Source organism: Alterirhizorhabdus solaris (assembly GCF_007785815.1).
Lineage (GTDB): Bacteria > Pseudomonadota > Alphaproteobacteria > Sphingomonadales > Sphingomonadaceae > Alterirhizorhabdus > Alterirhizorhabdus solaris.
The window spans coordinates 44,985-62,135 of the sequence record NZ_VNIM01000012.1 but is presented as its reverse complement, the minus strand read 5'-3'; the positions used below and the strand labels follow the sequence as shown (position 1 = coordinate 62,135).

11 protein-coding genes are annotated in these 17,151 nt (G+C 68.9%); 8 read left to right on the top strand and 3 right to left on the bottom strand.

All coding sequences use genetic code 11. The features are described 5' to 3' along the window. Positions 1-30 precede the first annotated feature (30 nt). The gene (locus tag FOY91_RS05030) at positions 31-789 is read right to left on the bottom strand and encodes an SDR family NAD(P)-dependent oxidoreductase (RefSeq protein WP_145148777.1); all 759 of its coding nucleotides are present in this window, start codon (positions 787-789) and stop codon (positions 31-33) included. A 1-nt stretch (position 790) separates the two neighbouring features. Continuing rightward, positions 791-2,590, bottom strand: a complete 1,800-nt coding sequence (locus tag FOY91_RS05025) for a flavin-containing monooxygenase (RefSeq protein WP_145148775.1) — start codon at positions 2,588-2,590, stop codon at positions 791-793. 74 nt (positions 2,591-2,664) lie between these two features. Here FOY91_RS05025 and FOY91_RS05020 point away from each other — a divergent pair, with 74 nt between their 5' ends. The 5 genes from FOY91_RS05020 (at position 2,665) to FOY91_RS05000 (ending at position 10,715) form a co-directional block, all read left to right on the top strand. Continuing rightward, positions 2,665-3,237 (top strand): TetR/AcrR family transcriptional regulator, encoded by a 573-nt coding sequence (locus FOY91_RS05020; RefSeq protein ID WP_145148773.1) that lies wholly within the window; start codon positions 2,665-2,667, stop codon positions 3,235-3,237. A gap of 240 nt (positions 3,238-3,477) precedes the next feature. Then, a complete protein-coding gene (locus FOY91_RS05015; RefSeq protein WP_145148771.1) occupies positions 3,478-6,003 on the top strand; it encodes a TonB-dependent receptor in 2,526 nt (841 codons plus the stop codon). Positions 6,004-6,186: 183 nt separating this feature from the next. Further along, on the top strand, positions 6,187-8,022 hold the full coding sequence (locus tag FOY91_RS05010) for an N-acyl-D-amino-acid deacylase family protein (protein ID WP_275265934.1): 1,836 nt from the start codon (positions 6,187-6,189) through the stop codon (positions 8,020-8,022). Between the two features lie 37 nt (positions 8,023-8,059). Further along, positions 8,060-8,998 (top strand): SDR family NAD(P)-dependent oxidoreductase, encoded by a 939-nt coding sequence (locus FOY91_RS05005; protein WP_162527141.1) that lies wholly within the window; start codon positions 8,060-8,062, stop codon positions 8,996-8,998. A 37-nt stretch (positions 8,999-9,035) separates the two neighbouring features. Then, positions 9,036-10,715 (top strand): AMP-binding protein, encoded by a 1,680-nt coding sequence (locus tag FOY91_RS05000; protein ID WP_145148765.1) that lies wholly within the window; start codon positions 9,036-9,038, stop codon positions 10,713-10,715. Between the two features lie 33 nt (positions 10,716-10,748). On the opposite strand, the gene FOY91_RS04995 is transcribed toward FOY91_RS05000, so the two are convergent. Further along, positions 10,749-11,669, bottom strand: a complete 921-nt coding sequence (locus FOY91_RS04995; protein ID WP_162527140.1) for an alpha/beta hydrolase fold domain-containing protein — start codon at positions 11,667-11,669, stop codon at positions 10,749-10,751. A 173-nt stretch (positions 11,670-11,842) separates the two neighbouring features. Between FOY91_RS04995 and FOY91_RS04990 the strand changes: the two genes are divergently transcribed. The 3 genes from FOY91_RS04990 to FOY91_RS04980 all read left to right on the top strand — a co-directional run bounded on the left by FOY91_RS04990 (position 11,843) and on the right by FOY91_RS04980 (position 17,147). Next, on the top strand, positions 11,843-12,970 hold the full coding sequence (locus tag FOY91_RS04990; RefSeq protein WP_145148761.1) for an LLM class flavin-dependent oxidoreductase: 1,128 nt from the start codon (positions 11,843-11,845) through the stop codon (positions 12,968-12,970). A 35-nt stretch (positions 12,971-13,005) separates the two neighbouring features. Further along, entirely contained in the window at positions 13,006-15,174 is a 2,169-nt protein-coding gene (locus FOY91_RS04985) for a molybdopterin-containing oxidoreductase family protein (RefSeq protein WP_162527139.1), read from the top strand. A gap of 548 nt (positions 15,175-15,722) precedes the next feature. Then, a complete protein-coding gene (locus tag FOY91_RS04980; RefSeq protein WP_145148757.1) occupies positions 15,723-17,147 on the top strand; it encodes a carbohydrate porin in 1,425 nt (474 codons plus the stop codon). The last annotated feature ends 4 nt before the right edge of the window (positions 17,148-17,151 follow it).

Below are 17,151 nucleotides of genomic sequence, written 5' to 3'. Positions count from 1 at the left end.
CCCGCCCGGGGCGATCGGCCGGTACAATGGTCAGCCGGCGGTGATGCCCCGGTCGACGTTCAGGCAGGCGCCGTGGAAGGGCTTGCCGCGCGGCCCGGCCAGCATCAGAATGAGGTCGGTCAAATCCTCAGGCTCGGCGGAGCCACGCAGCGGGCTGTACCGGGCGAGCAGCTGGAAATCGATGCCTTCCGGAACCGAGGGCGTCGCCGTCATCGCCGTGTTGATCCCGCCCGGGGCGATCGCGTTGATGCGGACCGGGGCGTGCATATACTCCATCGCCAGCGACTTGGTGAGGTTCACCAGCGCCGCCTTGCTGGCCGCATAATGGGTCAGGAAGGCGTGCCCCAGGAACGCCGAGGCCGACGCGACATTGACGATGGCGCCGCTGCTTTCGGTCAGGTGCGGCAGCGCCGCCTGGCAGAGAAAGAACGGACCGCGTACGTTCACCGCGAAGATCCGGTCCCACACATCCGGCGTGATGCTGGCGGCATGGTCGAAACGGAACGCGCCGGCGACGTTGCAGAGCGCGTCGATCCGGCCGAACCGCGCATGGGCCTGCGAGATCAGGCTCGCGCAGCTGTCGGCGTCGGCGATGTCGGTGACGATGGGCACCGCCTCGCCGCCCGGGCCGGTCACGGTGGCGGCCGTCGCCGCCAGCCCCGCCTCGTCGATGTCCGCCAGCGCCAGCCGCGCGCCGGCGGCGGCGAAGGCGAGCGCCGTGGCCCGGCCCAGCCCCGATGCCGCCCCGGTGACGACCACCACCTTCCCGTCGAACTCCCCGGTGGTCATCTCATTCTCCCTTGCGCGTGATCGGGTGCAGTTCGACGCCTTCCAGCGCCGGCGCGTTGCGCCAGTCGTGCAGGACCCCGAGGAAATCGGGCAGGGGGCCGAAATAGGGCACGGAGCGCATCGCCGCCGGGGACATCGCCGTGCTGCCCTCCGCGTTGAAATAGCCGGGGGTACATTGCGCGAAGAACATCGCCTGCGCGCCCAGCTTGCTCAGCAACGTCTGGAACCACGCCTCCTGCGCCTCCGCGGTGGGTTCGATCGTCCCGATCCCCTCCTTCACGCAATGCGCGATCAGCCAGCTGGCGTGATCGGCCAGTTCGGTCATCAGGTGGGCGAAGTTGATCGCGATCCCGCCCTGCAGCTGGTCGAAGATCATCAGGTTGGGGAAGCCGCGCGCCAGCATGCCGTGCAGGGTGGCCGGGCCATCGGCCCAGGCGTCCGTCAGGGCGATACCGTCCCGGCCGTGGATCTCGAAGCCGAGGCGGCTCTTGTAGCCGGAACCGACCTCGAAACCCGATCCGTAGACGATGCAATCGACCGGATAGGATACGCCGTCGACGACCACGGCATCCTCGGTGATCCGCTCGACCCCCTTGCCGCCGGTATCCACGAGCGTGACGTTGGGTCGGTTGAAGGCCGGCAGATAGTCGTCGTGGAAGCAGGGGCGCTTGCACATCTGGTTGTACCAGGGCTTCAGCGCCTCCGCCGTCTCCGGATCGGTGATGATCGTATCGACCCGGGCGCGGACCGCCTCCATGGCTTCCAGATCGCTCAGTTCCTCCGCCTCGGTGGAGATGCCGAGCGCGTTGGGGTTGCGGCCGAAGATGGCGGTGAAGCCGTCGTCGACCATGTCCACCTCCGGCTGCCGGCCGGAAACGGTCTGGGTGAAATTCTCCATCCGCGCCTTCTGCCAGCCCGGCTGGAGCGTCCCGGCCCATTCGGGGTCGGTCGGCCGGTTGGCGCGCACGCCCACCGTGGAGGGCGTGCGCTGGACGACATAGAGGTGCTGCGCCGTCTCGGCCAGCCGCGGCACGACCTGGATGGAGGTAGCGCCCGTGCCGATCAGCGCGACACGTTTGTCGACAAGCCTGTCCATCCGCTCGGTCGGGCTGCCGCCGGTATAGCCGTAATCCCACCGGCTCGTGTGGAAGCTCTTGCCCCTGAACGTCTCGACGCCCGGGATGCCCGGCAGCTTGGCCTTGTGCAGGATGCCGCCCGCCACGATCAGGAAGCGCGCGCGCAGCGTGTCGCCCCGGCTGGTCGAGATAGTCCAGCGCCCGTCGTCGTCGCTCCAGCGGACGTCCTGCACCAGCGTCTGGAACAGCGCCTTGTCGTAGAGGCCGAACTGCGTGCCGATGCGCTGGCAGTGGGCGAAGATCTCGGGGGCCTTGGCGTATTTCTCGGTGGGTACGTAGCCCGTCTCGTCCAGCATCGGCATGTAGACATAGGATTCGATGTCGCAGGCGGCGCCGGGATAACGGTTCCAGTACCAGGTGCCGCCGAAATCCCCGGCCTTGTCGATGATGCGGAGATCGGTGACGCCCTGCTGCACGAGCTTGGCGGCCGCCATCAGGCCGCCGATGCCGGCGCCGATGATCGCCACCTCGACATCCTCCGTCACGGGCGCGCGGGTGAACGCCGGGTCCGCATACGGATCGCGGTCGAAGTCCTCGAAGGTGCCGGAGAGGGCGCGATACTGGCCGACGCCATCGGGGCGCAGCCGCTTTTCCCGTTCCGCCCGGTACTTTGCCCGAACGGCATCGAGCTTCGCCCGCGCCGCTCCATCGACTGCTGTCGTCACCCGCTCTCTCCTATTATGTCTACGCTTGTGGACAATACTGGACCTAGCAGCCACCGCTCTCTACGTAAAGAGCCATGACGACGACGATATCCCCGCCGGAGGGCGGCACGCGCGACGCGGCGCGCACCCGCGAGAACATCCTGCGCGCCGCCCAGAAGCTGTTCGCGCAGAAGGGCTACACCACCACGGGGGTGCGGCAGGTCGCGGCCGAGGCGGGAGCGGACTTCACCCTGATCCGGCGCTATTTCGGATCGAAGGAAGGCCTGTTTCGCGCCGCCGTCGAGGATTTCCTGCTGATCGAGCCGTTCATCACGGGGGACCGGGCGACGTTCGGCCAGCGCGCGGTCGCGCTGTTGATGATCGGCGAGGAGATGCCGAGCGCGCTCGCCATGATGGTGCTGGCCACCGCCGATCCGCAGGCGCGCATCCTGTGCAGCAGCCTGATGCACGATCATATCACCCTGCCGCTGGCGCAGTGGCTTGGCGGCGGGGACACCGCGCTGGCGCGCGCGGCGCAGATCAATTTCCTGTGGATGGCCTATATGACGGGGCGCCAGGTGCTGCCGCTGCCCGCCCTGGCGGGGGCCGACCTGCAAGGGACGCGGCAATGGCTGGCGGATACCATCCAGGCGATCGTCGACGGCTAGGGCCGGCGCCTGCCCGGCCGCCCCGAACAGGTTGCGGTGGCCCGTCACGTCCGGTCTTCGACAGTCGATCGCCGGCCGGGGAAGATCCGCGTCGCATCCGACGGACGAGAGACTGTGGCGAGGACGCGGCTATGCTCGTCCCGTGCATCCGTGATTTCAGGATTGACTTCCCGACAGGCGTGTCTACGCCTGTAGACCATCAGGGCGCCGCAGAGATGGCGCATTGGAGGGGAGAGTTACATGTACCGGAAGATCGGGTTTCGCCCGCTCCTGCTGACCACCGCGCTGGCCGGCCTCGTTCCCGCCGGTGCCCATGCGCAGGAGGCGCCGCAGCAGGCCGCGACGACGTCGTCCATCGAGGACATCGTCGTCACCGCCCGGCGTGGCGCCGAGAGCCTCCAGAATGTCCCGGTCAGCGTGCAGGTGGTGACGGGCGACAGCCTGCAGAAGCTGGCGATCACCTCGGTCGAGGAAGTCTCCAAGCTGGCGCCGGGCCTGACCCTCGTGAATGCCGGCTCCAGCACCGCCGTCACGCTGCGCGGCGTCACCTGGCAGCCGGGTTCGGGCACGCCGGCCACCCCGATCTATTTCAACGAGGTTCCTTTCGATCCCGGCAACACCATCGTCTCGCTGTTCGACGTGGGCCAGATCGAGGTGCTGCGCGGGCCGCAGGGCACCACGCGCGGCGCCCCCTCCATCTCCGGCGCGGTGACCATCGCGACGCGCAAGCCCGACCTGACCGAGTTCGGCGGCTATGTGCAGGGCCTGTACGGCTCGGGCGATCACTTCGATCTGCAGGGCGCGATCAACGCCCCGATCATCAAGGACGTGCTGGCGATCCGCCTCGCCGCCAATATCGAGGAGAGCAACGGCAACCGGGTGCGCAGCGTCAACAGCCGCATCGATCCGTTCTTCAGGGATCGCACGTACCGGGCCACGGTGCTGTTCAAGCCGACCGACACGCTGTCGATCCAGGGCATGTACCAGCGCCGCAAGACCCTCGACCGCGAATATTTCCAGGTCGTCGGCACCGGCAGCCCGGGCGCGCCGGCGCGCCTCGGCGGGTTGGTCGCGGCGATCCCCGCCAATTTCAACGGGCCGGCCCTCACCCTCGACGACCGCGCCTCGGTGCAGGATCAGCCGATCATCCGCCCGCAGCATGTCGATCTGGCCACGATCAACGCGAACTGGGAAGTCCTCGGCCATAACCTGAGCTACAATTACGGCCGCCAGATCAATCGCAGCGGCACGGTGCTGAGCTCGCTCGATCAGGTCAACAGCCTGCCCGGATTCGAGGCCTATTCCGTCCTCACGATCCCCGGCACGCCCAAGTTCCGCACGCACGAGATCCGCATCTCCTCGCTTCCCGACCCGGATCGCCCGTTCGACTACGACATCGGCTGGTTCTCCAAGCGGAGCAGCGGCATCACCCGCTTCGACGTGCCGGTCTATTACCTGCCCGGCACGCTGGGCGGCGCCTTCGGCCCGCCGACCGCCGCGCCTGGCACCGTCACCACGCCGGACAGCCGCTACGTGCTGCAAAGCTCGACCAATATCCGTCTGGGCCAGGTCTTCGACTCGTTCTACGGCAACGTCCGCTTCCATCTGGACGATGCGACGGAGCTGACCGGCGGGCTGGCGATCCTGCGGGATCGCGTGCCGCTCGGGCTCGACATCACGACGGCGGCCACGCGCGCGATCGCGACGCCGTTGGCGGCGCTGGGCGGGCTGCCCTGTGCCGGCATCCCCGGCGTGTTCGTGACGGGTCTCGTCAACAGCGTCTATCCCGGCTTCTGCGATGCGCAGATCCCGGCCGGAAGCGGCAATTCGAGCCAGAGCAACAACGACAAGTACAGCAAGCCGATCTACAATTTCTCGCTGTCTCACCGCTTCACCGACGACCTGCTGGTCTATGCCACCACCGGAAGCTCGTTCCGCACCGGCCTGCCCGCCGTCAACAATCCCGGCCTGCCGGACAACCTCATCACGCCCCGGCCGGAAACGGCGAAATCCTATGAGATCGGGGTGAAGTCCAGCATCGGCCGGCGGCTTCGGATCAATGCGTCCGCCTTCCAGCTCGATTACAAGAACCAGCTGACCACCTTCGAGGGGATCAACTACTTCAACACGATCAGCCGGTCGGCCGCGCTGACCAGCCTCGCCTTCTACAGCAACATCGACGCACGTGTGCGGGGCGCGGAGGTGGAGATCGCCGCGGAGCCGATCGACAACCTGTCGCTTACCGCCAACCTCAGCTACTCGAAGATCAAGTCGCGCGGCGGGCAGGTGCCCTGCAACGATACCGCCCGGCCGGTGACGGCGGCCAATCCGATCGACCTGTGCGCGTCGCCGAAGGGGCAGGTGCTCAACACCCAGTCGCCATTCCAGGCCACGCTCAACGGCAGCTATGACCTGCCGATCACCGATCTCGTCGCCGCCTATGTCCGGTTCAATGCCAACTACCGCAACAAGAACCCGAACTTCGGCAACTTCGGCAGCCAGAACGCAGGAGGCGTCGCCGTCTACAGGAAGACGCGTGCCTATACGATCGTCGACCTGTTCGCGGGCATCACCGGCAATCGCGCCGGCTGGGATCTGGGCGTCTATGCCAAGAACGTGTTCGACAAGAATGTCGAGCTGACGCGCCTGAACGTCAGCAACACGATCTACCAGCTCTATGCGGCCGGGGATGGCTACGACCAGGTCCGCACCAACCGCCCGCGCGAGATCGGCGCGACCCTGCGCTACGCCTTCGGCTCGCGCTGATCGCCCGCTGGCACGGGAACGTATCCCGTGCCAGCGTGTCGCCCATGATGCCGGGCACGAGGCCGCCGCGATGCGCCCGTCGCGATGACGAGGCATCTGGCGGCGCAAGAAGACCCTGTCGACGAATGAAAGGCAGAAGATCCTTTTCGATCCGGCCGGGACGCGTATGGTCGGCACAGGCGAATACGCCAGAAGAACAAGAATGAGATGGAGCGGATGATGTTCGACGTCGTGATTACGGGCGGCCGGATCTTCGACGGCACGGGTGGCCCGCCGTTCCGCGCCGACATCGCGATCCGCGACGGGCGCATCGTGGAGATCGGCACCGCGACCGGCCCCGCGCGGGACACCATCGACGCGGCGGGCGCGATCGTGACGCCCGGTTTCATCGATATCCACACCCATTACGACGGCCAGTTCCTGTGGGATCAGGAACTGGAACCCAGCTTCTCCAACGGCGTCACCACCGCCATCGCCGGCAATTGCGGCGTGGGGTTCGCACCGGTGCGGGCCGGCAACCGCAAGGACCTGATCGACATCATGGAGGGGGTGGAGGACATCCCCGGCATCGTGCTGGACGAGGGACTGGACTGGTCTTGGGAGAGTTTCCCCGATTATCTCGACAAGCTGGCGGCGCGGCAGTTCACCATGGACGTCGCCACCCATGTCACCCATGCGCCGCTGCGCGTGTATGTGATGGGCGACCGTGCGATGCGGCACGAGGCGGCGACCGACGCGGATCTCGCCGAGATGCAGCGCCTGGTGCGCGAGGGCATGGCGGCGGGCGCAGTGGGCTTTTCCGCCGCGCGCATCATCGAGCATCGGTCCGCCACCGGCGCGCATGTGCCGGGCACCTTCGCCGAGGATCGCGAGCTGGCGGCGCTGGCCGGGGCGATGGGCGAGAGCGGCCACGGCGTCTTCCAGCTCGTGCCGCTGGGCGCGGCGGGCGATACCGGCGGCGCGCCCAACACGATCGACGAACGGCTGGACGAGCATGAGCGGTTCGTGCGGATCGCGCGCGCGGCGGGGCGGCCGGTCACCTATATCCTCCACGCCATGCAGCATGCGCCGGACGAATGGCGGCAGATGCTGGCGGCCACGGCGGCGGCCAATGCCGACGGGCTGGACATCCGCGCGCAGGTCGCCTCGCGCGGCCTCGGCTGGATCTTCTCGCTGGACGGCTACCACCTGTTCGCCGCGCGCCCCTCGTATCTGGCGATCGCGGGCCTGCCCCGGCGGGAACGGGCCGTCGCCATGCGCGATCCCGCCCGCCGCGCCGCCATCCTGGCGGAGGAGGACACGCCGGAGGCCGTGGCGGATCCCCGCGTCGTCCGGATGATCGGGCTGCTGAGGCGCATCCTGCCCGGCTGCTATGCGATCGGCCACCGGCTGGATTACGAGCCGGATGCCTCGCGGCGGGTCGATGCGATCGCCGCCGAAACCGGGCGGACGATGGCGGAGGTCGTCTACGACGTGCTGGCCGAGGGCGACGGCGGCGGGATCCTCATCGACTTCGCGATGAACTATGTCGATGGCGGCCTCGATGCCGCCCATGCGCTGCTGGCCGACCCCAACACCGTGAGCGGCCTGAGCGACGGTGGCGCGCACCTGCCGCTGGTGTGCGACGGCGCCTCGCCCACCTTCCACCTGACGTTCTGGGCGCGCGACCGGGCGCGCGGGCCGGTGTTCCCGATCGAGAAGATGGTCAACAAGCTGACGGGCGAGCCGGCGGCGCTCTACGACCTGGACGATCGCGGCACCATCGCGGTCGGCAAGCGTGCCGACATCAACGTGATCGATTTCGACCGGCTGGCGAGCGCCTTGCCGGAGATGGTGTTCGATCTGCCCTCCGGCGGGCCGCGGCTGCTGCAATTCTCGCAGGGTTATCGCGCGACGCTGGTCAACGGCGTCGTCACGCGGCGGGACGATGCGGCGACCGGGGCGAAGCCCGGCCGGCTGCTGCGCGCGGGGCGGGCGGCGGAGACGATACGGGATGGAAAGCGGCTGCAACCGGCCTGACCCGGAAACGACAAGCCGACGACAAGGAGAGACGTTCATGGCGAGGCTGGATGGCAAGGTGGCGATCGTCACCGGGGCAGGGGGCGGCATCGGCCGCGAGCACGCGTTGCTGCTGGCGCGCGAAGGCGCCGCCGTCGTGGTGAACGACATCGGCGTGCGGGCCGGCGCGGATGCGGCATCGGTGGTGGCCGAGATCGAGGCGGCGGGCGGCATCGCCAGCGCCAGCACCCATTCGGCGACGTGGGACGGCGCGGGGCTGATCGTGGCCGATGCCGTGGCGGCGCACGGCCGGATCGACATCATCGTCAACAACGCCGGCGCCGGCGCGATGGACGATCTCTGGCGGTTCGACGAGGCGGCATGGGATCTTACCTTCGACGTCGCGTGCAAGGGCTATTTCGCGATGATCCGGGCGGCGGCGCCGCACATGTGCCGGCAGGGCTCGGGCAGCATCGTCAACACCAGTTCCGGCTCCGGCTTCGGTCATCCCGGCTCGATCGCGCATGCCACCGCGCGCGAGGCGGCGATCGGGCTGACCCGCACGGTGGCGATGGAGATCGGCCGGTTCGGCGTCCGCTGCAACGCCATCCGCCCGTTTGCGGTCGGCAATTCGACCGACCATTTCGAGGTCGCGGCGCAGCGGTGGATGAAGCTGATGACGCTGACGATGGGGCCGGAGCCGGGTGTCGAGCGCGCGATGACCTTCGACGCGAGCCAGTTTCCACCGCGCAAGATCGCCCCGTTCGTCGTCTGGCTGTGCACCGATGCCGCGCGGAACGTGAACGGCCGCACCTTCGAGGTGCGCGGCGACGACGTGGGCCTGCTGTCGGAGCCGGTGGCGGAGCGGATCGCCAGCCGGGCGGGCGGCTGGACGCTCGACGAACTCGACGCGGCCGCCCCCGCCGAGCTGACCGGCGACCTGCGCAACCCCTTCACGCTCGATGCCTTCCCCGATCTGAAGCGGTTCGAGGCGTGAGCGGCGGCACGTCGGCCCCGGCGGGGCGCGGGCGGCGATGAGTCTGCGCCGGTCCCGCGATCTCCTGCTGGCGCTGCGGGACGATTACGCCGCCGCCCGCGCCGCCTTCCGCTGGCCCGATCTCGATGCGTTCAACTGGGCGATCGACTGGTTCGACGGTGAACTGGCGCAGGGCGATACGGCAGGCGCGACGGCGCTGCGCATCGTGGGCGAGCATGCCGCGACCCGCACCTTCGCCGACCTGTCGGAACGGTCGAACCGGGTGGCCAACGGGCTGCGCGCGCTCGGCCTGCGACCCGGTGACCGGCTGCTGCTGATGCTCGGCAACCGCGCCGAGCTGTGGGAGACGATGCTGGCGGCGATGAAGCTGGGGGTGGTGACCATCCCGGCCTCCACCCTGCTGACCGCGGGGGACATCGCAGCGCGGATCGAGCAGGCGGGCGTGCGCGCATGGATCGCCGAGGCGGACCTTGCGGCCACGCTGGCCGTCCCCGGCGTCGGCCTGCTGAAGATCGCGGTGGACGAGGCGCCGCCCGGCTGGTCGCGTTTCGACGATCTGCTGGCGGGCGCGGCATCGTTCACCCCCGCCGCGCCCGGCCGCGCATCCGATCCGGCGCTGCTCTATTTCACCTCCGGCACCACGGCGAAACCCAAGCTCGTGATGCACAGCCACTACAGCTACGGCGTCGGTAGCCTCTCGACGATGTACTGGCTGGGGCTGCGGCCGGGCGACGTGCACCTCAACGTATCGTCGCCGGGCTGGGCCAAGCACGCATGGAGCTGCCTGTTCGCGCCGTGGAACGCGGGCGCGACCGTGTTCGTCGCCAACCTCGGCCGGTTCGATGCGCCCGCGCTGCTGGACGCCATCGCCGACAATGGCGTTACCTCGCTCTGCGCGCCGCCGACCGCGTGGAGGATGATGATCCAGGAAGATCTGACGCAGTGGCGGACGCTGCTGGCGAGCGTGTGCGGCGCGGGCGAGCCGCTCAACCCGGAAGTGATCGCCACCGTGCAGCGCGCGTGGGGCCTCACCATCCGCGACGGCTTCGGCCAGACCGAGACGACGGCGCAGATCGCCAACAGCCCGGGCCAGCCGGTGCGCCCCGGCTCGATGGGGCGGCCGCTGCCCGGCTACGACATCGCGCTGCTGGACGATGACGGCAACGAGACGGATGAGGGCGAGATCGCGATCCGGCTGGAGCCGCGGCCGGCCGGGCTGATGATCGGCTATCAGGACGAGGGCGGCCTGCGCCGACTGGAGGGGGACTATTATCGTACCGGCGACGTGGCGACTCGCGATGCAGATGGCTGGATGACCTATGTCGGCCGCGCCGACGACGTGTTCAAGGCGGCGGACTACCGGATCAGCCCGTTCGAGCTGGAGAGCGCGCTGATCGAGCATGCCGCCGTGGCCGAGGCCGCCGTGGTGCCCGCGCCCGATCCGGTGCGGCTGGCCGTGCCCAAGGCGTATATCGCGCTCGCCCCCGGCCACGCGCCGGACCGGGAGACGGCGCGGGCGATCCTCGCGCATGTGCGCGTGGCGCTGGCGCCCTACAAACGGGTGCGGCGGATCGAGTTCTTCGAGCTGCCGAAGACGATCTCGGGCAAGATCAGGCGGATCGAACTGCGCCGCCGCGAGATCGAGCATGCCCGCACGGGCACGCGCGCGGAGGGTGAGCACCGCGAGGAGGACTTCCCCGAATTGCGGACGACGTAGGCGATCGGGGCCGGACATCGGCCCCGATCGCGATTACCGCGCGGCGGCGAGCCGCTCGTTGATCCACGTCGCAGCGACGGCGATCGCGTCGCGCGCGGGGGCGAGCCGGTCGGCGAAGGCATGCCAGACATGGATCATCTCGGGCCATATCTCCAGCCGCACGCCGGCGCCTGCCGCACCGGCCGCACCTGCGAGAGCGATCGAGTCGCCGAGCAGCACCTCTTCCGCGCCGACATGGATCAGCATCGGCGCGATCCCGGCGAAGTCCCCGCGCACCGGCGAGGCCAGCGGATCGTCCCCGGCGGCACCCCCCAGATAGGCGCCGGCCATCGCATCCAGCCCCTCCTTCGAGATGATCGGATCGCTCGCCGCCTTGCTGACGCAGGTGTCCGACGATTGCAGCAGGTCGGTCCACGGGCTGATGACGAACAGCCCCGCCGGCTGCGGCAGGCCGAGCGCCTTCAGGCGGAGCGCGAGGGCGAGCGCCAGTCCGCCACCGGCGGAATCCCCGGCAATCACGATGCGATCCGCCGTCCGCCCCTCGGCCAGCAGCGCGCGGTAGGCGGCCTCCGCATCGTCGAGCGCGGCGGGGAAGGGGTGTTCGGGCGCCAGCCTGTAATCGATCACGACCACGGCGGCCCGGGTGGCCTTGGCGAACCGCGACGAGAGCGTGCGGTGCGTTTGCGGCCCGCCCATCACATAGCCGCCGCCGTGGAGGAACAGGATCGTGCCGGCGGGCGCGGCATCCCCGAACACCACCTCCTCGCCCGGCACGCCGCCGACGTCGCGCGGGGTGGAGCTGCACCCGGCGGCGGGCGGGATCAGCGCGGTGGCCGCATCCATGCCGGCGCGGATCTCCGGCCAGGACATCGCGATGCCCTTGGCCAGCGACGCGCGCTGGGCAAGCTGCGCGCGAATGCCGGCGATACCCAGATCCTGATCGTTCGCTTCCATGTGCCTCTCCCTATTCGACTGACCGACGTTGCCATCGCCGATGGCGCGGCCACGGCCCGCCGGCAAGCGGATAGCGCCGGCGGGGCGGCGTCGTGGCGACTGTCTCCGATACTTGCCTAGTTTAATATGCCGACTTACCATCCCCCAAAATACAATCGAGAGGACTCAGCGGCATGCATGTCGGCAACAGCTTCATCTTCGCCCATCCGGACGGGCTGGACGGTGACCAGTCCCGCGATGCGGACGTCTATCAGACCGAATATCGCCTGGCCGACCGCGTGGAGGGGCTGGGGTTCGACTCGATCTGGGGCGTCGAGCATCATTTCAACGGCTATGCGATGTGCCCCGATCCGCTGAAGTTCCTGAGCTACTTCGCGGCGCGCACCACGCGCGTGAAGCTGGGCACGATGGTGGTCGTCGCCCCCTGGCACCATCCGATCCGTGTGGCCGAGGACGTGGCCGTGCTCGACCAGATCTCCGGCGGGCGGGTCGTGCTGGGCATGGGCCGGGGCGTGGCGAAGACCGAGTTCGACGGCTTCGGCCTCGACATGAACCTCAGCCGCCAGCAGCTGATCGAGAATACCGAGGCGGCGATGATGGGGCTGGAACAGGGCTACATCGAGTATGAGGGCGAGGTGGTGAAGCAGCCGCGCGTGCTGATCCGCCCGATGCCGCAGCATTCCTTCCAGAACCGGCTCTATCTGTCGGCGCAGTCGGCCGAGACGTTTCCGATCATGGCGCGGCTGGGCGCGGGGCTGCTGTTCATCCCCGGCAACCACGCCTACGACGCGAGCGGCCCGCAGCTGGACGATTACCGCCGGCTGTTCCGCGAGATCCACCACCGCGAGGCGCCCCGGCCGATCTTCGTGGCGTGGACCTTCGTCGACGAGGACCGCGACCGCGCGCACGAACTGGGGCCGGACTACATCACGCGCTACTCGATGACCGCGATGAACCATTATGCGACGACCGGCGCGCACATGAAGGGGCTGAAGGGCTACGAGAACTACGCCGCCGGTGCCGAGGCGCAGCGCAAGGCGGGGATCACGCCGGAACAGTCCGCGCGCAAATGGACGGGCAATCACGTCTATGGCACGCCCGACGAATGTGTCGCGAAGGCGATCGACATCCAGCAGAAGCTCGGGGCCTGCGCGTATCTGGCGGTATTCAACTATGCCGGCATGGGCGAGGCGGAGGCGACCCGCAACCAGTCGCTGTTCGCGCAGAAGGTGCTGCCGCGCCTGAAGGCGTACGAGGCCGGTCTCGATATCGGCCAGCCGGTCCTCGCGCAGGCGGCATGACCGGCATTTCCGCACGATCGACCGGAGACGTAGCCTTGCACACCGATCCCGCCGCACAGCGCACGGTCTTCACCCACTGCCTGATCTGCGAGCAACTGTGCGGCCTGGAAGTGGCCGTGGCGGACGGGCGGATCAGTTCGATCCGCCCGGACAAGCAGAACCCCTACACGTGGCGCGATTTCTGCGTGAAGGGCCAGCAGGCGCACGAGGTGGCGGCCAGCCCGTGGCGGGTCAACGCACCCATGAAGCGCGTCGGCGACCGCTTCGTCGCGACCAGCTACGACGAGGCGGGGGACGACATCGCCGACCGCCTGCAGGCGATCATCGCCCGCCACGGCCGCGATGCGGTGGCCGGTTACCTGGGCAATCCGATGGGGTTCAGCTTCAGCGGATCGGCATGGCATTTCGGCTTTCTGGGTGCGATCGGCACGAACCAGAAATACGGCGTCCAGTCGATCGACAGCAACGCCAAGCATGTCGCGTGCGATGCGATGTTCGGGCTGGAGACGCTGGCGCTGCTGCCCGACATCGACGCCACCGATTACGCCCTGCTGATCGGCACCAACCCCGCCGTCAGCAAGTTCAACTGGGGCGGCAAGGTGCCCAACGGCTGGCGCCGCCTGAAGGACCGCACCCGCGACGGTGCCACCATCGTCGTCCTCGATCCGCGCCGGACGGAGACGGCCGCCGGCGCGACCCGCCACATCGCCCCCGTGCCGGAGACGGACTGGGCCTTCCTGCTCGGCGTCGTCAAGGTGATGCTGGACGAGGGGCTGGAGCGGTTGCCGCCCGATATCGGCGTGACCGGACTGGCCGGCCTGCGCGGGCTGTGCGCCACGGTGACGCTCGACCGGCTGGCCGCGAGCTGCGACGTGCCGGTCGAGGATATCACCACCGTCGCGCGCGGTTTCGCCGCGGCGCCGCGTGCGTTCGCCTTCGCCGGCACCGGCCCCGCGCTCGGCCGGCACGGCGTGCTCACCCACTGGCTCACGCTGGCGCTCAACGTGCTGACCGACCGGCTCGACCGGCCGGGCGGCCGCTTCGCGCCGAACTGGCCGTACAACATGGCGCTGGCCAAGGGCGGCGGCGAGCCGAAGCGCCACAGCCGGGTGAGGGGCATCGAGACGGTCGTCGGCCAGCACAGCCTGTCCGAACTGGCCGACGAGATCCTGACGCCGGGTGACGGGCAGGTGCGCGCGCTGATTCTGGGCGGTGGCAATCCGGTCTCGACCGGGGCCGGCGGCGATCATCTGGCGCGGGCGCTGGGCACGCTCGACCTGCTCGTCAGCGTCGACCTGTTCCAGCGCGAGAGCCACCGCGAGGCGCACTGGCTGATCCCGGCGGTGCATTTCCTCGAGCGCGAGGAGGTGCACGTCGGCCTCCATACCTACAACGACCAGCCGTTCATCCAGTCCACCCGGCAGGTGCTGCCGCCGCCGGAGGGGGTGCGCCCGGAATGGACCTTCTACCGCGATCTGGCGGCGGCGATGGGGCTGGAGCTGTTCGGCGGGCAGGCCAGGGCGCCAGATGATCTGGCCGCCGCCATGCTGGCCGGCAGCGGCCAGGTGACGCTGGAGCAGGTGCGCGCGCAGCCGCACGGTCTCGTCTTCGGCGAGCGCACGATGGGCCATTTCCGCAGCTTCATGCAGGATCGGGGGCGGGCGATCGAGCTGTGCCCGGCACGCTTCGCCGAGGCGCTGGAGCAGGCCGTCGCGGAGGGCGTGACGGCGGTGCCGACAGGTCAGTACCGCATCATTTCGCGCCGCCGCAACGGCATGATGAACGCCTCGCTGGCCGAAACCGCCGGCAGCGTCGGCCATGACGAGACGGCCGAGACGGTGGAACTGAACGCGCACGACGCGGCGGCGATGGGGGTCGCGGTCGGCGACCGGCTCGATCTGGTGTCCGCTACGGCGACGATTCGGGTGCGCGCCGTGCTGACCGACGCGATCCGGCGCGGGACGATCGTACTGGCGCAGGGGTGGGGCTCGCCCTTGTTCGATCCGACGACCTCCGCCGAGGTCTTCCGCCGGGGCAATGCACGCAACAAGCTGGTCAGCGACACGGACATCGATCCGCTGAGCGCCGCCCCCCGGCTGAACGGGACGCTGGTCACCATCGTCCGGGTCGCCGACGCGGCGCGCGACAGCGATGATGCCGTGACGCCACAGGACGCGACGAGCGACCGGCGCGTTTCAGCCTAGTCAGGGTGACGGGCGGCCGCTGTTCGGAACAGCCACCGCTATGGTTGGGCATCTGGCGCTTGTCAGACGATGGACTGCGTGCGTGACGGTGTGACGCGGGGCGCGGCGTGGGCCCGGCCGTCGACGCACGCCCGCCTGACCCGGCGGTAGCGGAGCGTCCGGCGGCAGGCCATCGGGCGTTGGGGGTTCGGTTCGCTCTGGAGCCTGGTCAGCGAAGTCAAGATGAACATATATCCGGAAGATCGTGTGATGCATGTACGGTGATCGATAGTCCCGAGAAGATGGTAGTAGTGACAAGGAAGAAGATCCACCAAGGATCGAAAATACGATATTGTGATCTGGGAGGCGCGGAGTCTGTGTCAGCCCCTTATGACATCGCACTGTCTCAGGCCGGCAAGCGCCCCTCGCGATACGGTTAAGGCTCTGCGCACGACGCATGCGATACGTGCAATTCGTCGCACAACGCGGATCATGTCGCCGTGCGATGTCGCCAAACCCGGCACGCGCCGCTAAGGCTTTCTCACCGCTTACCTAATGTGAGAGTTGCGTTGCATTACCAGCCTATGATCGGGGCCGGCCTGTTCGCCGGCCTGTGCGCTCTGTTTGCCCAGCCTGCCCTCGCGCAGTCCTCCCCCGACTCCGCCCCGCCATCCCCCGGCGCCGCCAGTACCGGCGCGGGGGAGGCGGCGCCCGCAGCGGCGCTTGGCAGTTCCGCCACCGCGGCCCCCGCCAGCCCGGGTGACGCGGCGCAGGCGACGCTCGCCCGCCTCACCGAGATCAACCGCCTGCGTCCGATGGGCCAGTCGACCGACTTCGCCGGCGTGACCGATTCGATCGTGCGCGATCAGGGTGGCATCCGCTCCGCTTTGTTCGAGAAGGGGATCTTCTTCGACGCGACCACGATCCACGGGTTCACCCAGGATGTGAACGGCGGCCGCTCGCCGACCAGCCCGCAGCGTTTCTCGGGGCAGAAGTTCACCTACGGATCGTCGAACAACCTGCGCGTGTCTTTCCGGCTGGCGGACGACGGCACCGACCTCACCCAGCTGAACGTCGGCGGGCTGTACAACGCCTCGACATGGCGACAGCTGGGCGGCAACCAGTTCACCCTGACGCGGCTCGACCTGTCGGCCTCGCTGTTCGACCAGAAGGTGCAGGTGACCGGCGGCCTGGGCACCAACATCCTCAACTACATCGGCATCTTCGCCGGCGGCAACCCGATCCTCGCGAACGGGCTCGCCGGCACCATCCCGATCCAGGTGGGCCTGAGCGGTTCCGTCGCGCCCGTGCCGCTGCTCAACGTGCGGTTGCAGGGGCCGGCGGGGCTTTATTCCAAGACCGGCCTGCAACGCAGCATCGGGCCGGACGGGCTGGTCGAGGAGGGGTTCGACAACGGCATCGGGCTGAAGCTGACGCGCCGGGGCGCCAAGCCGCTGCTGATCCAGGAGTTCGGCCTGCAACGCAAGGCGTCGGCGACGGACCGGCAGATCTGGCTGCGCGCAGGCGGCATCTACAACACCACGCGCTACACCCGCTTCGATGCGCCCGGCACCAGGAAGAACTGGATGCTGTTCGCGCTGGCCGACTATCAGCTCTACCAGCCGGACGCCAAGCTCGCCTATCGCGGCGTCTATGTCGGCGCATCGGCGATGTTCGCGCCGGACAAGGTCAACGTCTATACCCGCACGTTCGAGGCGCGGACCTATGCGCTGGGCATGGTGCCGGGCCGGCCGGCCGACCAGATGTCGCTGACGTTCGGCTACAACAAGTTCAGCCGGCCGGCGGGGATCGCCATCGCCGCGCTGGGCGAGACGACGAACAAGTATCAGGCCTCGGTCAGCGCGCTCTACGCCTATCGCGCGTCGTCGGGCATCTACGTCGCGCCGTCGGTGGCCTATATCCGCCACCCCTCCTTCACCGGCGACTTCGATCCGGCGGTGAACCTGTCGCTCAGCCTGAGCTTCCTGCTCTGAGGGT